The organism is Streptomyces amritsarensis, from assembly GCF_001953875.1.
Lineage (GTDB): Bacteria > Actinomycetota > Actinomycetes > Streptomycetales > Streptomycetaceae > Streptomyces > Streptomyces amritsarensis.
Genome location: NZ_MQUR01000062.1, coordinates 1 through 16,688, shown reverse-complemented (window position 1 = coordinate 16,688; position 16,688 = coordinate 1). Strand labels below are relative to the sequence as shown.

The 16,688-nt window shown below is 72.2% G+C and carries 15 protein-coding genes; 4 read left to right on the top strand and 11 right to left on the bottom strand.

What is annotated here, in order from left to right:
* Position 1: 1 nt before the first annotated feature.
* The 11 genes from AVW11_RS23795 to AVW11_RS23745 form a co-directional block, all read right to left on the bottom strand.
* Positions 2–1,069 carry an isocitrate/isopropylmalate dehydrogenase family protein gene (locus AVW11_RS23795; RefSeq protein ID WP_060179317.1) on the bottom strand — a complete coding sequence of 356 codons (1,068 nt, stop codon included), beginning with the start codon at positions 1,067–1,069 and terminating at the stop codon, positions 2–4.
* Positions 1,066–3,105 (bottom strand): LeuD/DmdB family oxidoreductase small subunit, encoded by a 2,040-nt coding sequence (locus tag AVW11_RS23790; RefSeq protein WP_079250749.1) that lies wholly within the window; start codon positions 3,103–3,105, stop codon positions 1,066–1,068. Before AVW11_RS23790 ends, AVW11_RS23795 begins: the two co-directional genes overlap by 4 nt.
* The gene (locus AVW11_RS23785; protein WP_076045800.1) at positions 3,102–4,349 is read right to left on the bottom strand and encodes a GNAT family N-acetyltransferase; all 1,248 of its coding nucleotides are present in this window, start codon (positions 4,347–4,349) and stop codon (positions 3,102–3,104) included. The genes AVW11_RS23790 and AVW11_RS23785 overlap by 4 nt, the downstream gene beginning before the upstream one ends.
* Positions 4,339–5,115, bottom strand: coding sequence for a class I SAM-dependent methyltransferase (locus AVW11_RS23780; RefSeq protein WP_076045798.1), 777 nt, complete (start codon positions 5,113–5,115; stop codon positions 4,339–4,341). The genes AVW11_RS23785 and AVW11_RS23780 overlap by 11 nt, the downstream gene beginning before the upstream one ends.
* Entirely contained in the window at positions 5,112–6,272 is a 1,161-nt protein-coding gene (locus AVW11_RS23775; RefSeq protein WP_060179314.1) for a LeuA family protein, read from the bottom strand. The genes AVW11_RS23780 and AVW11_RS23775 overlap by 4 nt, the downstream gene beginning before the upstream one ends.
* Positions 6,269–6,856, bottom strand: a complete 588-nt coding sequence (locus AVW11_RS23770) for a hypothetical protein (protein WP_030852957.1) — start codon at positions 6,854–6,856, stop codon at positions 6,269–6,271. The genes AVW11_RS23775 and AVW11_RS23770 overlap by 4 nt, the downstream gene beginning before the upstream one ends.
* The gene (locus tag AVW11_RS23765; RefSeq protein WP_076045796.1) at positions 6,853–7,173 is read right to left on the bottom strand and encodes a chorismate mutase; all 321 of its coding nucleotides are present in this window, start codon (positions 7,171–7,173) and stop codon (positions 6,853–6,855) included. Before AVW11_RS23765 ends, AVW11_RS23770 begins: the two co-directional genes overlap by 4 nt.
* Positions 7,170–8,117 carry an arginase family protein gene (locus AVW11_RS23760; RefSeq protein ID WP_076045794.1) on the bottom strand — a complete coding sequence of 316 codons (948 nt, stop codon included), beginning with the start codon at positions 8,115–8,117 and terminating at the stop codon, positions 7,170–7,172. The genes AVW11_RS23765 and AVW11_RS23760 overlap by 4 nt, the downstream gene beginning before the upstream one ends.
* Entirely contained in the window at positions 8,114–8,602 is a 489-nt protein-coding gene (locus tag AVW11_RS23755; RefSeq protein WP_051700670.1) for a GNAT family N-acetyltransferase, read from the bottom strand. Before AVW11_RS23755 ends, AVW11_RS23760 begins: the two co-directional genes overlap by 4 nt.
* Positions 8,599–10,653, bottom strand: a complete 2,055-nt coding sequence (gene pabB, locus AVW11_RS23750) for an aminodeoxychorismate synthase component I (protein WP_060179311.1) — start codon at positions 10,651–10,653, stop codon at positions 8,599–8,601. The genes AVW11_RS23755 and pabB overlap by 4 nt, the downstream gene beginning before the upstream one ends.
* A 367-nt stretch (positions 10,654–11,020) precedes the next feature.
* The gene (locus AVW11_RS23745; RefSeq protein ID WP_420856393.1) at positions 11,021–12,334 is read right to left on the bottom strand and encodes an adenosylmethionine--8-amino-7-oxononanoate transaminase; all 1,314 of its coding nucleotides are present in this window, start codon (positions 12,332–12,334) and stop codon (positions 11,021–11,023) included.
* A gap of 371 nt (positions 12,335–12,705) precedes the next feature.
* Here AVW11_RS23745 and AVW11_RS23740 point away from each other — a divergent pair, with 371 nt between their 5' ends.
* The 4 genes from AVW11_RS23740 (at position 12,706) to AVW11_RS23725 (ending at position 16,644) form a co-directional block, all read left to right on the top strand.
* Positions 12,706–13,932, top strand: a complete 1,227-nt coding sequence (locus tag AVW11_RS23740) for an MFS transporter (RefSeq protein ID WP_051700672.1) — start codon at positions 12,706–12,708, stop codon at positions 13,930–13,932.
* A 108-nt stretch (positions 13,933–14,040) separates the two neighbouring features.
* On the top strand, positions 14,041–14,283 hold the full coding sequence (gene acpP / locus AVW11_RS23735; RefSeq protein WP_060179308.1) for an acyl carrier protein: 243 nt from the start codon (positions 14,041–14,043) through the stop codon (positions 14,281–14,283).
* Positions 14,283–15,464, top strand: coding sequence for a beta-ketoacyl-[acyl-carrier-protein] synthase family protein (locus AVW11_RS23730; protein WP_076045790.1), 1,182 nt, complete (start codon positions 14,283–14,285; stop codon positions 15,462–15,464). The genes acpP and AVW11_RS23730 overlap by 1 nt, the downstream gene beginning before the upstream one ends.
* Before the next feature lie 16 nt (positions 15,465–15,480).
* Complete coding sequence (locus tag AVW11_RS23725; protein ID WP_076045788.1) at positions 15,481–16,644, top strand: 8-amino-7-oxononanoate synthase; 1,164 nt, start codon at positions 15,481–15,483, stop codon at positions 16,642–16,644.
* Positions 16,645–16,688 lie beyond the last annotated feature (44 nt).

Genomic DNA, 16,688 nt, shown 5'->3' with positions numbered 1-16,688 from the left:
CTCAGTCCTTGTCGTGCCGGGCGACCGCCCGGCAAATCAGGTCGCCCACGTCGCCGGTGCGCGCCGTGCCGCCCAGGTCGGGTGTCAGCAGGTCCCCGCACAGCACCTCGTCGACGGCGCGCTCCACGGCCGCGTGCGCCTCGCGCAGCCCCAGCCGGCCCAGCATCATCGAGTAACTCATCACGGAGGCCAGCGGGTTGGCGCGCCCCGTGCCCACGAGGTCCGGCGCGCTGCCGTGTACCGCCTCGAACACGCCGGCGAACGAACCGTCCTCGGGGTCGTAGGACGCGGACGGCGCGACCCCGAGGCCGCCGGCGAGCATGGAGGCCTCGTCGCTGAGGATGTCCCCGAAGAGGTTGCCGGCCACGATCACGTCGAAACGGGCCGGGTTGCGGATCAGCTCCATGGCCGCGGCGTCGACGTACAGGTGGTCGCACTCCACCTCCGGGTAGGACGCGGCGATCGCACGGAAGCGGCCCTGCCACAGCGGGCCGGCGCTGGGCATCGCGTTGCTCTTGTCCACCAGGGTGAGCCGGCGGCGGCGGGAGCGGGCCAGCTCGAACGCGGCCGTCACCACCCGGTCGACCGCCCAGCGGCTGTGGACGCCGACCTCCATCGCCACGTGTGCGGGGCTGCCGGCGCGGACCGCGCCGCCGACGCCCACGTACACGTCCTCGGTGTTCTCCCGCACCACGACCAGGTCCACGTCCTCGACGGCGGTCACGTGCTTGAGGGGGCAGTGAGCGAGGGCGCGCAGCCGCACCGGGCGCAGGTTCACGCCCAGTTCGAGCTGCTGGCGCAGCCCGCCGATGATCCGGATCGCGTGCCGGTTGTCGGGGATCCGGGCGTCACCGAGCGCGCCGAGCAGCACCGCGGCGTGGTCGCGCCGGACCGCCAGGACGTCGATCCCGACGTCCCCGTGCTCCAGGAACCAGTCGGCGCTCCAGGGCAGCACCTCGGTCTTCAGGCCGGTGCCGAAGACGTCCTCGACCACCGCGTGCACCTTCAGCACCTCGGCCATGACCTCGGGGCCGATGCCGTCTCCCGGGATGACCGCGAGGCTGCTCATACGGCCGCCGCCTGCGCCCGTACACGCGCGCCCGTGTAGGCGACGAGGCCGCCCGCGGTGAGCAGCTCCCGCTCGAAGGCGGACGGCGGGGTGATGGGGGCGGAGGTCCCCCGGGTCACGTTGACGAGCTCGCCGCGCTCGTCGTCGACGACGAGCCGGTCGCCCTCCCTGATCCCGTGGGCGAAGTCCCCGACCTCCACCAGCCTCAGGCCGATGTTGAGCGCGTTGCGGAAGAAGATCCGGGCGAAGCTGTGCGCGACGACGAAGGGCGCGCCGGAGGCCTTGATGCCCATGGGGGCGTTCTCACGGGAGGACCCGCAGCCGAAGTTCGCCCCGCCGACGATCACCGAGCCGGTCAGGTCGTGCCCGGTGCCCGCGTAGTGGTCGAGGAACGCCTGGTTGCCCGCGTGGGCCATGATGTGCTTCTTGTACTCGGCCGGGTCGGGGATCTGGCAGAACACGCCGGGCAGGATCACGTCGGTGTTGACGTGGTCGCCGAAGACCCAGGCGAGGCTGCCACCCTCCGCGTGCGCGTCGCGCCCGGCCGTGTCCGACGCCGCGGTCGCGGGCAGCCGGTCCTCGGAGTCGGGGAGCGCGGCCCGGCCCTCGCGTGCCGAGTGGAGCGCGAACAGCTCCTCGATGCCGCGGCGCACCGCGTCCTCGTCGGCGTAGTAGTCGCTGCGGTCGCCGATCGGGGCGAGTACGCCGGTCAGCGCGGCCCGGGCGGCGATGGCGGGGCTGGCCAGGACGACGCTGGCGTCGACGTCCCCGCACCGGCCGCGGAAGTTCCGGTTGGAGGTGAAGACCGCGACCTCGCCCTTGCCCAGGACACCGGACTTGATGCCGATGCAGGGACCGCAGCTGGAGGACTCCACGTAGCAGCCCGCCTCGATCAGCACGTCGATCAGGCCCTCCTTCATCGCCGCCCGGTAGGCCTTCTGGGAGGCGGGGATGACGATGGTGCGGACCCCTTCGTGGACGCGCCTGCCCCGCAGGACGTCCGCGACGACCCGCAGGTCCTCCAGGTGGCCGTTGGTGCAGGAGCCGATGAAGACCTGGTCGACGGGTATCTCGCCGTTCCCGTTGGCCCTGCGGGCCAGCGGCGCCACGCCCGTCATCAGGTCCTCGCGGCCCTCGTACTCGCCCCAGTTGCGCAGCAGGTGCTGGAGCTGGTGGGTGCCCACGGCGTTGTCCGGGGAGAACGGCAGCGCGACGGTCGGCTCGATCGAGCCCAGGTCGACGTCGATCACGTCGACGTACTCGGCGTCGTCCTCGTCGACGGTGAAGTCCGGGTGGTCCACGTCGGCGCCGAGGTAGTCCGCGAGCACCCCGTCCGTGGGGAACAGCCCGTACTTGGCGCCCATCTCCACCGCCATGTTGCTCAACGACAGCCGGTCGGTGATGGCCAGGGAGGCGAGGCCGGGGCCGCCGAACTCCAGACTGCGGTAGACCGCGCCGTGCACGCCGATCAGGCCGCACAGGTACAGCGCCACGTCCTTGCCCTGCACGTGCGGGCGCAGGCTCCCGTGGAAGCGGACCAGGGCCGCCTCGGGCACCCGCATCCAGCAGCTGCCCCGGACCAGGGCCATGGCCAGGTCCGTGGAGCCGATGCCGGTGGCCAGCGAGCCGATCGCGCCCGCGGTGCAGCTGTGCGAGTCGGCGCCGACGGCGACGTCGCCGGGGCGGATCAGACCCTGCTCGATGAGGATCTTGTGCTGGATGCCGCCGTCGTAGCCGACGTCGAACACCCTGATCCCGTGCTCGCGCGCGAAGCGTCGCAGCTCGACCAGGATCGAGGCCATCGAGGCGGTGTGGGTGGGCACGACGTGGTCGAAGACGAACGCCGTCCTCTCACGCTGCGCGGCGAGGCCCGCCGCGACGTACTCGTCGTCGAACCCCGAGTCGCGCAGGATGTCCAGGGCCCACTTGACGGTCATCTCGCTGCCCCAGCACAGGTCGAACGGCAGGTCCACGACCTCGCCGGTGCTGACGGGCCGGCCCAGTTTGTGCTCGAAGAGCTGTCGTACGAGAGTCATCGCAGAACGCGTCCATCCTGGTCGCCGAGAAGCTGTTTCTTGAGGCAGTCGAAGACGGCGACGTACGGCTCGATCCGCCGCTGCGCCGCCTGCGAGGAGAAGCGGATCCAGCCGCGCACCGGGGTCGGGCGGCAGCCGCGCAGCCGCTTGGCGTCCGCCGAGCCCATGCCGTACGCGATGCGGCGGGCGCCGCCGGCCACCGCCCGTTCGATCTGGTGGTAGAAGACGAGGTTGAAGTAGGCGTAGCCGGATTCCACGGCCGCGGCGTCGAAGCCGAGGAACTTGGGGTGCAGCACGCCCCCGGCCTCCAGGCACAGCAGGAAGCCCGAGACGTCCGGCCCGTCCGCGTCCCGCCGCCGCACCACGTACAGGGCGGGGCCCAGCGCCGGGGCGGCGAGCAGCGCGGTGAACAGCCGCTCCATCGCGCCGCGGTCGACGGGCAGCCCGTACTTCTTCTGCTGTCCCTCGGACAGTTCGGCGCAGCGGGCGATCACCGCCCGGTCCGGGTCCGCGATCCGCTCCACGCGGAGCCCGGCCTCCTCGAACTTGCGGATCTCGGCCCGCACGACCGTGCGGCGCTTGCGCTCCAGGGTCCTCAGGTACTCCTCCAGACCGGCGCAGGACCCGGTGTCCAGGTCGTGCTCCAGGTCGGAGAGGAACCCCAGATAGCCGTGTGCGGTCAGCGCCCGGTGCAGGTCGGCGTCCCCGCCGGACTCCCATAGGAAGGACTGCGAGGCGATCCCCTCGGTCCGGCAGAACGCCTCCACGGCGACGAGGAGTTCACCGATCGCGGCCCTCCGGTCGGTCCCCGGCAGGGTCAGGACGTCGCTCGCGTACCCGTACGGGCTGGTCACCACCAGTGCCGGATAGCCGGCCGCTCGGGTGTGCCCGGCCTCGGCGCGCACGACCGCGGCGAGCAGCGCGCCCGCCTCGGCCGACTCCTGCGGCGACCGGTCCCGCTCCAACGCCTGCCGGAGGTGGTCCGTCTCGTAGTCGCCGAACAGGGCTCCCGTCGGGTCGTGGTAGGGGAACGCGTCCGGGTCCCGGACCAGCAGGCCCTGTATCCCGGCCACCGTGCGCCCGCCGTCGCGCAGCAGGAAGAGGACCAGCTCCAGGCCGAAGCACTCCTCGACCGCGCGCAGCCAGTCGTGGGAGAGGTACACCTGGGTCGGCGGGACGAGCGCGTCCCACTCCGCACGGCCGACGGCGGACACCGACCGCATCACGACGACCTCAGCGGCCACGGACGTCCCCGCCCTTCGTGGCGACCGCGATCAGGCGCTCGGCCCGGTGGTCGTACGGTCCGCCCTCGTAGTCCCCGTGGAAGCGGACCTCGGTGAAGCCCGCACCGCACAGCATGTCCCGCAGCTCGGCGGCGCTGTAGAGGTGGATGGTCATCGAAGCGGTGGCCGCGCGCGTGCCCTCGATGGAGTACCAGTCGCTGCGCAGCCGGCTCCAGTCGTCGAACACCGTGTCCCGCTGCACCAGCACCTTCCCCTCCAGCTCGGAGAGCGAGACCCGCTCGTCGCGCCGCGCCAGGACCTCCTTGCCGACGACGTCGACGAGCAGCGTCCCGCCCGGCACGAGGCTGGTGTGCGCGTTGCGCAGCACCTGGACGTTGTCCTCGTGCCGGTCCAGGTACCCGAACGAGGTGAACATGTTGACCACGGCGTCGAACGCCTCCGGCTCGGCGAAGGCGAGCATGTCCGCCTCGACGAGGCGCACACCGACACCCGCCTCCCGGCTCCCCCTCCGGGCCCGCTCCAGCAGCGGCGCGCTCAGGTCCACGCCCGTGACCGCGTGGCCGGCGCGGGCGAGGGGCACCGTGAACAGGCCCGGCCCGCAGCACAGGTCGAGGACGCGGGCGCCGGCCGGGAAGCGGAACAGTGGGGACCGCTCCACGATCCGCGCGGCCTGCGCGGCGCGCTCCGCCGAGAACAGGTGCGGGTAGAAGTCCCGCCAGAACGCCTGGTCCGCGAACCAGGCGCCCGTGTCGTGCACGTCGCTCATACCGCCGTGGCCGTTCGCTCGTGGTAGATGCCGATCACCTGGGCCTCGGTCACGCTCGACTTCGTCAGCACGGACGCCGCCTTGACCTGGCGCAGGACCGCGCCGAGGACCTCGTCGTCGTAGGCGAGCCCGTGCTTGTCCAGGACGTGGGCGATGATCCCCTTCCCTGAGTGCTTGCCCATGACGATCCGCCGGGTGTGGCCCACCAGTTCGGGCCGCAGCGGCTCGTAGGCGGTGGAGTCCCTCATCACGGACGACACGTGCAGGCCGGACTCGTGCGAGAAGGCGTTCCCGCCGACGATCGGCTTCATCGGGCTGACGTCGATGCCGGACAGGTCCGCGATCAGGTCCGACATGGGCTTGAGCCGGGACAGGTCGACGGCCGTCTCGAAGCCGTACAGCTGGGTGAGGGCCACCACCACCTCCTCCAGGGAGGCGTTCCCGGCCCGCTCGCCGAGGCCGTTGACGGTGCACTGGACCTCGTCCGCCCCGCCGAGGATGCCGGCGACGGTGTTGGCGGTGGCCAGGCCGAAGTCGTTGTGGCAGTGCAGGGAGAGCGTCACGTGGATCTGCGAGCGCAGCCGCGAGATCAGGGTGCGGAAGGCGTCGGGGGTGGTGGAGCCGACGGTGTCGGCGACCCCGACCAGGTCCGCCCCGCTCTCCTGGGCGAGGACGAGGACCTCCTCCAGGTAGTCGTAGGAGGTCCGGGTGGCGTCCTCCGACCCGCAGCCGACGTACATGCCGAGGCTTTTGGCGTAGGCGATGCCGTCGGCCATCTCCCGCTTCAGCCGGTCGCGCACGGCGCTGTCCGTGCCGCCGAACTTGACCCGCATGTGCACGTCGGAGGTGGGCACGAAGGTGTAGATGGAGTCCGCCCCGCACGCCCTGGCCAGGTCGATCTCGGTCCGGTTGGGACGGCAGAAGGCCACCACGCGGGCGTTCAGGCCCAGTTCGGCCATGCCGCGCACGGCGTCCTGGTCGGCCTGCGAGGAGGCCGGGAAGCCCGCGTCGATGACGTCGACGCCCATCTCGTCCAGGAGGCGGGCGATCTTCACCTTCTCCTCGACCTGGAAGGCCACCGCGCAGGTCTGCTCGCCGTCGCGCAGCGTGGTGTCGCAGACGCGGATCCTCCGCGCCGGGGATGCGGCCTGGCTCATGCTTCCTCTCCCAGCAGGTATGAGCGGCACTTGGTGCCGATGACGTCACCGGAGAACCGGGGGCGGCGCCCGTAGACCACCCAGGTGGTGGTCACCGCGCCGATGTAGCGGTCCAGGCGCAGCGCCCCCTTCGACTGCTCCAGGTACTCCAGGTGGGTCAGCCCGGACTCGTAGACCCCGGCCAGGAGTTCGGCGCCGACCACGGGCTTGGAGGCCACGGGTACGACCTCCTCCCACTGCGACACGTCGACGTATCCGGCGGTCGCCGGGACCAGCCCCAGGGACCGGGGCCGCTCCACGTCGGCCCGGCTGAGCAGCACCAGTTCCTTCGTCGGGTAGACGAAGGTGTCCACCACGTGCACCTCGCTGAAGTACCGCTCGGTGAGCAGGTGCACCTCGGGGTGCGCGCTGCACTGGACGAGGTAGTCGGACTCGCCGCGGCGCACCCGCTCCAGTCCCTCGTGCAGGTCGATGGTGAGGTCGATCTCGGCGTCGTCCTCGATGCCCTGGAAGGCGAAGTAGTGCTGCACGGCGTTCTCGTGGCAGCTGCCCTCGGGGCCGAGGGTGGTGAAGGTCAGGGTCATCGCAGTGCCTCCGCGCCGGCCGCCGCGGGAGCGTCGATGATCTCGTCCTCCAGGCGGCAGGCCTCGTCGATGAGCAGGCTCGCCAGGGAGCGCATGAAGTCGGGGGAGAGGTCGAGGCGCTCCCCCCGGGCCGCGTACGCCTCGCGGACCGCGGTGACCCGGTGCGGCTGCATCATCGGGATGCCGTGGGCCCGCTTGACCTCGGCCACCTCGCAGCAGATCGCCAGCCGGGCCGCCACGAGCTCCGCGAGCTGCCGGTCCAGTGCCTCCAGCCGCTCGCGGAACGGCCGTAAGAGCTCTTCGGGGGTCGCGTTCATCGCGAGGCCTCCAATGCCAGGGCGCGGGCCGCGCCGCGCAGCGAGGGGAGTCCGTATCCGCCCTCCTGGACGAAGACGGTGGGCAGCCGCTGCTCCGCCACGAGCGCGGCGACGGGACCGAAGGCCTCCGGCGCCAGGCTCCAGGAGCCGTGCGGGTCGCCCGCGAGCACGTCGTAGCCGACCGAGACCACCAGGGCCTCGACGTCCTGGCCGCGCAGGTGGGACACGGCGTTCCGGACGAGCGCCAGGTAGGCCTCCGGGCCCGGGTCCGAGCCCACCGCGAACAGTCCCGGCCCCGGCTCGAAGGCGTACGGGAAGTCCTCGGGACGGCCGGAGTGCACCGAGGCGAACGGCAGCGTGGGATCGCCCTGGACGCAGGCGAGCGTGCCGTTGCCCAGGTGGTAGTCGACATCGAGGATGCCGACCCGGGATGCGCCCTCCTCCTGGAGGGTCCGGGCGGCGATGACGGCGTTGTTCAGGAAGCAGTACCCGCCGTACCAGCCGGGACCCGCGTGGTGGCCCGGGGGCCGCACCAGCGCGTAGCTGCTCTCCCCGTGCCGGGCCGTCAGCCCGGCCGCCCGGACCGCGGCGGCCGCGGCGCCGAGCGCCGCGGGCCAGACCCCGCGGGTGACGGGCGTCTCCTGGGCCAGGCCGGGGGCGGCGAAGGCGTCGTCGAGGACGGATTGCGCGCCCTCGGGGACTCCGTGGCGCAGGTGCTCCAGCAGCTCCTTGCCGTGGACGGCCTCGGCGAGGCGCTCGGCCCGGTCCGCGTCGTCCGTGCCGTCCGTGCCGCGCGGGGCGAGGACCGCACCGCCGTCGAGCAGCCCTTCCAGGATCCGGTGGATCCGCTCGGGGATCTCCTTGCTGGCGACCCGGGCGCCGCCCGGCTCGACCGTGAACGGAAGGGCCTCGGACTCCTCCGGCACCACCACACGCAGGGTCATGACAGATCCTTGATCACCCGAGGGCCGATGGCGCGGAAGCCGGAACGCTCGTAGAAGGCCAGCGTCCGCGGGTACGAGGGGAACTGCTCGGCCGGCAGGCAGACCTCCACCCGCCGGACCCCGTCGGCGGCGCACACCGCGTCCAGTTCGGCCAGGAGCAGCGCCGCGACCCCCTTCGACCGCAGCCCCGGCTCCACCCACAGCTCCTGCACGTGCCGGTACGGCGCGGCGAGCCGCAGGGCGGTCTGGGTGGTGTACCCCAGTACGCCGGCCACGCGCCCCCGCCCGTCCCGTGCGACCAGCACCCCGGAGCCGTCCCGGCCGGCGATGGCGTCGGCCACCGCGGCGCCCAGCCCCGGGATCGTGTGCGCGGGGTCCTGGCGCAGCTCCCGCAGGAGCGCGGTGACGGCGTCGGCCACCGCACCGGCCTCCTCGGGCTTCGCCGGACCCGTCTCGAAGCCCGTCCCGAATTCCGTCGTGCTCATCCCCGGCACCTCGCAGCCGTTCCCGATGTGGCTTCCTGCAGTTCGTCGACGCCGAGGACCCGCAGCAGCGCGCGGGCCTTCAGCCGCGTCTCCTGGAACTCCTCCTCGCCGTCGGAGAGGACGATCAGCGCACCGCCCACGCCGATGCGCACGCGGTTGCCCTCCCAGACGATGGTGCGGATCACGATCGACTGGTCCGCCGCCCCGTCGAACCCGAACCAGCCGAGGCTGCCGGAGTAGACCCCGCGCTCCTCCGGTTCCAGGTCGTCAAGGAACTCCACCGTCCGCTTCTTCGGGGCACCGGTCATCGACCCGCCGGGGAAGAGCGCCTGCACGCAGTCGACCGCCCCGCGGTCGGCGCGCAGCTTCCCGCGCACCGTGGTGACGAGCTGGTGCACGGTGGCGTAGGACTCCGCGGCCATCAGCTTGGGCACGTGGACGGTGCCGGTGTCGCAGACCTGGCCGAGGTCGTTGCGCAGCAGGTCCGCGATCATCAGGTTCTCGCTGCGGATCTTGCGGTCCGTCTCCAGCGCGGTGCGCGCGGCCTCGTCGGCCACCGGGTCGGCGTCCCGGGGGGCGGTGCCCTTGATCGGCTTGGCCTCCACCTCGCCGTTGCCGGCGACGGTGACGAACCGCTCCGGCGAGGAGCTCAGCAGCGAGCGCTCGCCGAGCCGGACGTACGCGGCGTAGGGCGCCGGGTTCGTGGCCCGCAGCCGCAGGTAGGTCTCCAGGGGATCGGCGTCGCTGGTGCCGCTGATCTGGTAGGTGTAGCAGGCCTCGTACGACTCGCCGTCGCGAAGCCACTGCTGGACGGTGTCGAAGTGGCGCAGGTACGTCTCCCGGTCGACGCCCGGCTCCAGCACGGCCGGGGCGCTCTCGCGCCGCGGCCGGGGCAGCAGCGGGCGGCGCGCCAGCGTCCGCACATGCTCGCACCAGGCGTCGTGCTGCTCGGCGGACAGGCCCACCGTGACGAGGTAGCGCCGGTCGGCCTCGTGGTCGTAGGCCACGTAGCGGTCGACGCGCAGCAGCTCGGCGTCCGGCCGCTCGCCGCTGCCGGCCCGGCCGATGCCGACGCTCCCCTTGACGCCGTAGCCGAGATAGCCGAGGTAGCCGCCGGCGAAGGGCACCGGCGACGCGCCGGCCGGCACGGGCGTGGTGGCGAGACCGGCCCGCAGGTGCTCGAAGACGGTGCCGGCAAGGCGCTCCACGGCCTGGTCCGTCTCGCGTTCCACGACGCCCGCTCCCGCGTAGGCCCGCAGGACCTCCAGCCCCTCCCCGGCGCAGGAGCCGAGGTAGCTGTAGCGGCCCATGCCGTAGGCGGTGCGCGAGCTGTCGAGCCAGAAGCTGTACGGGCTGTCGGCGAAGGCGCGCAGGAACAGGCCCTCGGCGTCGAGGTCCGCCTCCAGTTCGCTCCAGCGCAGCGCGGGCGTGATGCCCAGGAAGTTCGCGATGATCTCCTCGCCGTACTCGCTGTCCACCGACTCGGGGTGGAACTGCACGCCGTACAGGGGACGTTCGCGGTGTTGCAGGCCCATCAGGACGCCGTCCTCGGACCAGGCGGTCGCCACGAGGTGGTCCGGCAGCGGTTCGATGACGGCGAGGGAGTGGTAGCGCACGGCGCGGAAGCCCTGCGGGACACCGGCGAAGACACCGGTCCCGGTGTGGGTGATCGCGCTGGTCTGCCCGTGCACGGTCTGCGGCGCGTGGCGCACGTCGCCGCCGAAGGCGAGGGCGAGGCCCTGGTGGCCCAGGCACACCCCGAGGACGGGCACGGACGCCTGCTCCAGCAGGGCCCGGCACAGCCCGAAGTCCTCGTCCCGGGCCGCGGTGCCCGGGCCCGGGGAGATCACGACGTGGGTGAAGTCCCGCGCGAGCAGTTCGTCCGCCGTGGCCTCGTCGTTGCGCACGACGACGGGCGGCACTCCGGCCACCTTCCAGATCAGCTGGAAGAGGTTCCACGTGTAGGAGTCGTAGTTGTCGACGAGAAGGATCCGCAGGTCTATCACGATGTGGTCGAACTCCTTGACGACCGGAACCGGCCTTTTGGGCACGGTGAACCGGCTGACCGACGTTTTATCGGTGATGATCCATCGATGAATCGAATGCGCCGAATCGGGCGCACGACGGCACGCTCAGGCAGCAGCCGGGCATGGCGATGCGGATGAAAGTGACATGTTTTCAAGCCCCCGTTGTGTCTGTCACTGTTTGGATCTTCCCGGATGTGCAGAAATGGCCATTGGTCGACGGCCCTGCGGCGCTCCGGGAAGCCCGTTCCAGCGTTCGATGCTAGTCATGCCGGGCCGAATACGCATCCTGGTGTGACTCAACCCACTGCGCCCCGCGGTAACTTCCGCAGGTGTGACCCGAGTCAGTTGTCACATCCCGACACCGTTTCCGCAAGCCGATATTGAGGGACCATCAGCCCGCTGCCGCGGCCGCCAGAACACCGGCCGCGATCCTGGCCAGGTCGGCGTCGCCGGTGACGTAGGGCGGCATGGAGTAGACCATGTCGCGGTAGGGGCGCAGCCACACCCCCTGGCGCACCGCGGCGCGCGTGGCCGCCGCCAGGTCCACGTCGTGGTCGAGCTGGACCACGCCGATGGCTCCGAGCACGCGGACGTCGACCACGCCGGGCAGCGCCCGCGCCGGTTCCAGGGCCGCCGACAGTCCCGCCTCGATCCGCTTGACCTGTGCCCGCCAGTCGCCCGTCTCCAGCAGTTCGATCGAGGCGTTGGCCGCGGCGGCGGCCAGCGGGTTGCCCATGAAGGTCGGGCCGTGCGCCAGCACGGGGAGCTCGCCCCGCGAGATGCCCTCGGCGATCGCGGACGTGCACAGCGTGGCGGCCATCGACAGGTATCCGCCGGTCAGGGCCTTGCCCAGGCACATCACATCCGGTGCGACCGAGGCGTGGCCGGCGGCGAACAGCTCGCCGGTGCGGCCGAATCCGGTCGCCACCTCGTCGAAGACCAGCAGGACGTCGTGGGCGTCGGCGGCCTCGCGCAGCAGCTTGAGGTAGCCGGGGGAGTGGAAGCGCATCCCGCCCGTGCCCTGCACCACCGGCTCCACGATCACGGCCGCCAGTTCGTGGGCGTGCCGCTCGAAGAGGCCGGTCAGGTGGCGGGCGTACGCCTCGTCCACGCCCGCGTCGAACCCGGCCGGCGGGCGGTCCGCGAACACCTGCTGCGGCAGCAGGCCCGACCAGGCGCTGTGCATGCCGCCGTCCGGGTCGCAGACGGCCATCGTCTGGAAGGTGTCGCCGTGGTAGCCGCCCCGCCAGGTCAGCAGCCTGCGCTTCTCGGGGCGGCCGAGTGAACGCCAGTACTGCAGGCACATCTTGACCGCGACCTCGACCGAGACCGATCCGGAGTCGGACAGGAAGACGTGCCGCAGCGGCTCCGGCGTGATCTCGACGAGCTTCGCGGCCAGCCGTACGGCGGGCTCGTGGGTGATGCCGCCGAACATGACGTGGCTCATCCGGTCGAGCTGGCCGCGCACGGCCGCGTCGAGGGCGGGGTGCCGGTAGCCGTGGACGGCGGCCCACCACGAGGACATGCCGTCGACGAGCTCGTCCACGCCGTCCACGGGCCGGGCGAGCCGCAGGCGTACGCCGGAAGCGGACTCCACGACCACCGGGTCGGTGCGCCCGGGCATGGGGGCGTAGGGGTGCCACACGTGGGCCCGGTCGAGGGCGAGGAGCTGTCGGGGGTCCATGGGCGGCACGGCAGAAGACATGAAAACGGAATCCTCCCTGACGGTCCGTTCCTTTGCAGGCGCTTCGTCGTGATCGGGTATTGACAAGCGATCCGAACATATCGACCGGCCGAAAAGATTCAAGCCACATGCAAGACGGGGAGGGGGAGGTTGACCGGAAATCGACTTTCCTTCCGCGCCGGGCGGGCGGGTAAGGGGATTGATTTCGGCCAATGGCGTGAGTGATCGCCCTCACGCCCGAGCCGTTTTTTCAGGCACATGCTTGCTGGTACGTTGATCGGAACAACCCCGTTCACAAAGCCGGTTCACAAGACCGGCTCGACCTGAAAGGGGAGCTGGGAAATTCACGATCCTGACATGCGTGATCCCGCGCAGGGTCCCCGGGAGGCGTCATGCCCCACAAGGTGATTCTGGCGCTTCTCGCAATCGGCTCCTTTGCCGTCGGCACGGACGGCTTCGTCATCAGCGGGATTCTTCCGCGTATCGCCGGTGAACTGGACGTGTCAGAGCCGATGGCCGGGCAGCTCGTCACGGCCTTCGCGCTGAGCTACGCGATCAGCGCGCCGGTCCTGATGACCCTGACCGCCGCACTGTCCCGGCGCGTCATGCTGCGCGGTGCGATGCTGGCCTTCCTGCTCGCCAACCTCCTGGGTGCCCTCGCCCCGACGTACGGTGTGCTGATGGCGGCCCGCATCCTCGCGGGGATCAGCGCCGCCCTCTACATGAACACCGCCGCGGCCACCGCGACGGCGCTGGCCGGGGAGCGGTACCGGGGACGCGCGGTCTCCATGATCATCGGCGGCCTCACGGTCGCCACGGCCCTGGGCGTGCCCGGCGGCACCCTGGTCGGGCAGCTCGGCAGCTGGCGCCTCACGCTGGTGCTGGTCGTGGTGCTGGCCCTGCCCGTCCTCGTCGGGCTGTTCACGGTGCTGCCCGCGGTGCCCCAGCCGCCGCCGATCAGCATGCGGGACCGGCTGCGGATCGGTGCGCGGCGTCCGGTGCTGCTGGCCGTGCTGGCCAACCTGTTCGCGGTCGCGGGCTGTTTCACCGTCTTCACCTACCTGGCCGCCTTCACCCGCGCCACCACCGGCATGGACGACGCCCACGTGAGCATCGTGCTGCTGGTGTTCGGCGTGGCGGGGGCGGTCGGCAACGCGGTCGGCGGCCGGCTGGGCGACCGCCTCGGAGCCGAACGCACCTTCACCGCCTCGGTGTCGGGCGTCGCGCTGACCATGGCCCTCCTGGCCGTGCTGTCCAGCTTCTTCGCCTCCGGATCGGCGGCGGTCGCGGCGGTCTTCCTCGCCGTGACCGCCGCCTGGGGGACGGTCTACTGGGCCGAACCGCCCACCGCCATCCACCGGGTCCTGGACCTGGCGCCGACGGCCCCGAGCGTGGCCATCTCCGTCAACAGCTCCGCGTCGTACCTCGGCGTCGCCCTCGGCGGCGCGGTCGGCGGCGCGGTCCTCGACCGGCTCCCGCCCGCCGCCCTGGCGTGGACGGGCGCCGGCCTGGAACTGATCGCCCTGGCCTTCGTCGTCCTGCCGAAGGTCTGCGCAGGTCGCGGGAGCCTCACCGGGAAGCCCGCCGGCGTACCGCGGGAGCCCGTGCCCGAACGGTGACCCCGACGAACGAAGACTTCCGGACCTCCGGCGCCGACCCGGCGACGGGATGCCGGAGAACCATCACACACATATGACTCATCCGATTCAGGGGGAGGTTGGCCACCCGTGGCTGACGACGACATTTTCGACCGGCTCACCACCTGCACCGTCGAGGTCCTGCAGGTCAAGCCCGAGTCCGTGACGCAGGACGCGAACCTGGCCGACGACCTCGGCGCCAGCAGCCTCATCCAGGTCGAGCTGGTCATGGCGGTCGAGGAGGAGTTCGGCATCTCGGTGCCCGACGAGTCCGTGGAGGACATCCGGACCGTCGGCGACCTGCACCGGCTGATCCTGTCGCTGGTCGCCTGATGAACGCCGCAGCAGACGGCGCCCGCCGCGTCGCGGTCACCGGAATCGGTGTCGTGAGCGCCTGCGGCACCGGGCCGGAAGCCTTCTGGGACGGTCTCTTCCGGACGCCGCCGGACGGCCACCGGGAGCTGACGGACTGGGATCCGTCACCGTGGATGGATGTCCGCGAGGCCCGGCACACCGACCGGTTCACCCAGTTCGCCGTCGCGGCGGCCGAAATGGCCCACCGCGACGCCGGCCTGGCGGAGGTGGACGCCGAACGCAGCGGCGTCGTCGTCGCCACGGCCCTCGCGGGAGTCGGCACCTTCGAACGGCAGAGCGTCATCCACCACGAGCGCGGCGGCAGGCGGGTCTCCCCCTTCCTCGTGCCGATGATGATGGCCAACGCCGCCGCCGCGACCGTCGCCATGCGCCGGGGCTGGCGGGGTCCGTGCGAGAGCCTGGAGACCGCCTGCGCAGCGGCCACCCACGCCATCGGGCACGCCGCGCGGATGATCGCCGACGGCACCTGCGACAGGGTGCTCGCCGGCGGTACCGAGGCGGCCGTCACACCGACCATCGTGGCCGGGTTCACCAACATGCGGGCCCTGTCACCGTCCGGGCGCACCCGGCCGTTCGACGCCGAACGCGACGGCTTCGCCATCGCCGAGGGCGCCGCGGTGCTCGTCCTGGAGGAATGGGACACGGCGGTGGCGCGCGGCGCCACCATCCACGGCGAGGTGCTCGGCTCCGGCAGCACGTCCGACGCGCACGACATCACCATGCCGGCGCCCACCGGTGCCGACGCGGCCCGCTGCATCCGCCTGGCGCTCCGGGACGCCGGGGTGCACCCGGGGGACGTCCGGCAGATCAACGCCCACGGCACGGGCACCCAGCGCAACGACGAGGCGGAGACGAACGCCATCCTGTCCGTCTTCGAGGACTGTCCGCCGGTCACCTCCACCAAGGGGGCCACCGGGCACGCCTTCGGCGCGGGCGGCGCCCTCGAGGCGGTCGCGGTCCTGCTGTCGATGCGCCACGCACTGATACCCCCGACCATCGGCCTGACCACGCCCGACCCGGCGCTCGCCGTGGACGTGGTGACCGGCGGGGGCCGGAAGTGGGAGCCCGGACCGTCCCTCACGCAGTCGTTCGGCTTCGGCGGCCACAACGGCGTCCTCGTCCTCGGCCCTGCCCGGTAGCGTTCGGAGCGAAACGATGGAAACAGAGCGACACGGCGGTCCGCATGACGTCTTCGCGTGGATCGACGACAGCACCCGGCGGCGGGACCGGGCGGGCCTCACCCGCCGGGTCCAGGTCCGGGGACCCCGGCCGAACGTGATCGACTTCGGCGGGAACGACTACCTCGGCCTCACCCGCCACCCCGACGTGGTCCGGGCCGCGGCCGACGCCTCCCTGACCTGGGGCGCCGGCTCCACCGGCTCCCGGCTGGCCACCGGAACGACCGAAGTGCACGTCGAACTGGAGCGGGAGCTGGCCGAGTTCACCGGGGCGGAGGCCGCACTGGTCTTCTCCTCCGGCTACCTGGCCAACCTGGGCGCGGTGACCGTACTGGCCCGCCCCGGAACACTGATCGCCTCCGACGCGTACAACCACGCCTCCCTGATCGACGGATACCGCCTCTCGGGCGCCGACGTCGTCGACACCGCACACGCCGACCCACAGGCCCTGGAACGGGCGCTCGCCGAACGGGAGCAGCAGCGTGCGGTGGCGGTGACCGAGTCGGTGTTCTCGGTCGACGGCGACCTCGTCGACCTCCGCGCGGTCCTCGACGCCTGCCGCCGGCAGGGCGCCGGGCTGCTCGTCGACGACGCGCACGGCTTCGGCGTCGTCGGGGAGCGGGGCGAGGGCGCCGTCACCGCCGCCGGCCTGGCCGGCAGCCCCGACGTGGTCACCACCATCACCCTGTCGAAGTCCCTGGGCGCCCAGGGCGGGGCGGTGATCGGCCCCCGCCGGGTCGTCGACCACATCATGAACATGGCCCGCAGCTTCCTCTTCGACACCGGACTCGCCCCGGCCTCCGCCGCCGGGGCCCTGGCGGCGCTCCGGGTGCTGCGCGCCGAGCCGGACCGGCCGGCCCGTACCCGTGCGGTGGCGCTCGCGCTCGCCGAACGCCTCGGCGCCGCCGGCCTGCCGGTGACCGAGGCGCAGGCGGCGGTGGTCTCGGTCCGCGGACCCTCCGCGGCCCGGACCGCGCAGTGGGCCGAGGACTGCCTGGCCGACGGGGTCAAGGTGGCCTGCTTCCGCCCGCCGTCGGTGCCCGACCGGTTCTCCCGCATCCGGCTCACCTCCCGGGCCGACCTGACCGAGGCGGAGATCGACCGGGCGATCGAGGTGGTGGTCAAGCACAGCCCCTGGTGAGGCAGCCGCCGGGTCCGGGCCGCCGGGCCCAGGGCCCGGCGGCC

Coding starts and splice junctions, on each gene's coding strand:
- AVW11_RS23795 (WP_060179317.1), bottom strand. CDS start 1,069: ATGAGCAGCCTCGCGGTCATCCCGGGAGACGGCATCGGCCCCGAGGTC.
- AVW11_RS23790 (WP_079250749.1), bottom strand. CDS start 3,105: ATGACTCTCGTACGACAGCTCTTCGAGCACAAACTGGGCCGGCCCGTC.
- AVW11_RS23780 (WP_076045798.1), bottom strand. CDS start 5,115: ATGAGCGACGTGCACGACACGGGCGCCTGGTTCGCGGACCAGGCGTTC.
- AVW11_RS23775 (WP_060179314.1), bottom strand. CDS start 6,272: ATGAGCCAGGCCGCATCCCCGGCGCGGAGGATCCGCGTCTGCGACACC.
- AVW11_RS23770 (WP_030852957.1), bottom strand. CDS start 6,856: ATGACCCTGACCTTCACCACCCTCGGCCCCGAGGGCAGCTGCCACGAG.
- AVW11_RS23765 (WP_076045796.1), bottom strand. CDS start 7,173: ATGAACGCGACCCCCGAAGAGCTCTTACGGCCGTTCCGCGAGCGGCTG.
- AVW11_RS23760 (WP_076045794.1), bottom strand. CDS start 8,117: ATGACCCTGCGTGTGGTGGTGCCGGAGGAGTCCGAGGCCCTTCCGTTC.
- AVW11_RS23755 (WP_051700670.1), bottom strand. CDS start 8,602: ATGAGCACGACGGAATTCGGGACGGGCTTCGAGACGGGTCCGGCGAAG.
- AVW11_RS23745 (WP_420856393.1), bottom strand. CDS start 12,334: ATGTCTTCTGCCGTGCCGCCCATGGACCCCCGACAGCTCCTCGCCCTC.
- AVW11_RS23740 (WP_051700672.1), top strand. CDS start 12,706: ATGCCCCACAAGGTGATTCTGGCGCTTCTCGCAATCGGCTCCTTTGCC.
- AVW11_RS23730 (WP_076045790.1), top strand. CDS start 14,283: ATGAACGCCGCAGCAGACGGCGCCCGCCGCGTCGCGGTCACCGGAATC.
- AVW11_RS23725 (WP_076045788.1), top strand. CDS start 15,481: ATGGAAACAGAGCGACACGGCGGTCCGCATGACGTCTTCGCGTGGATC.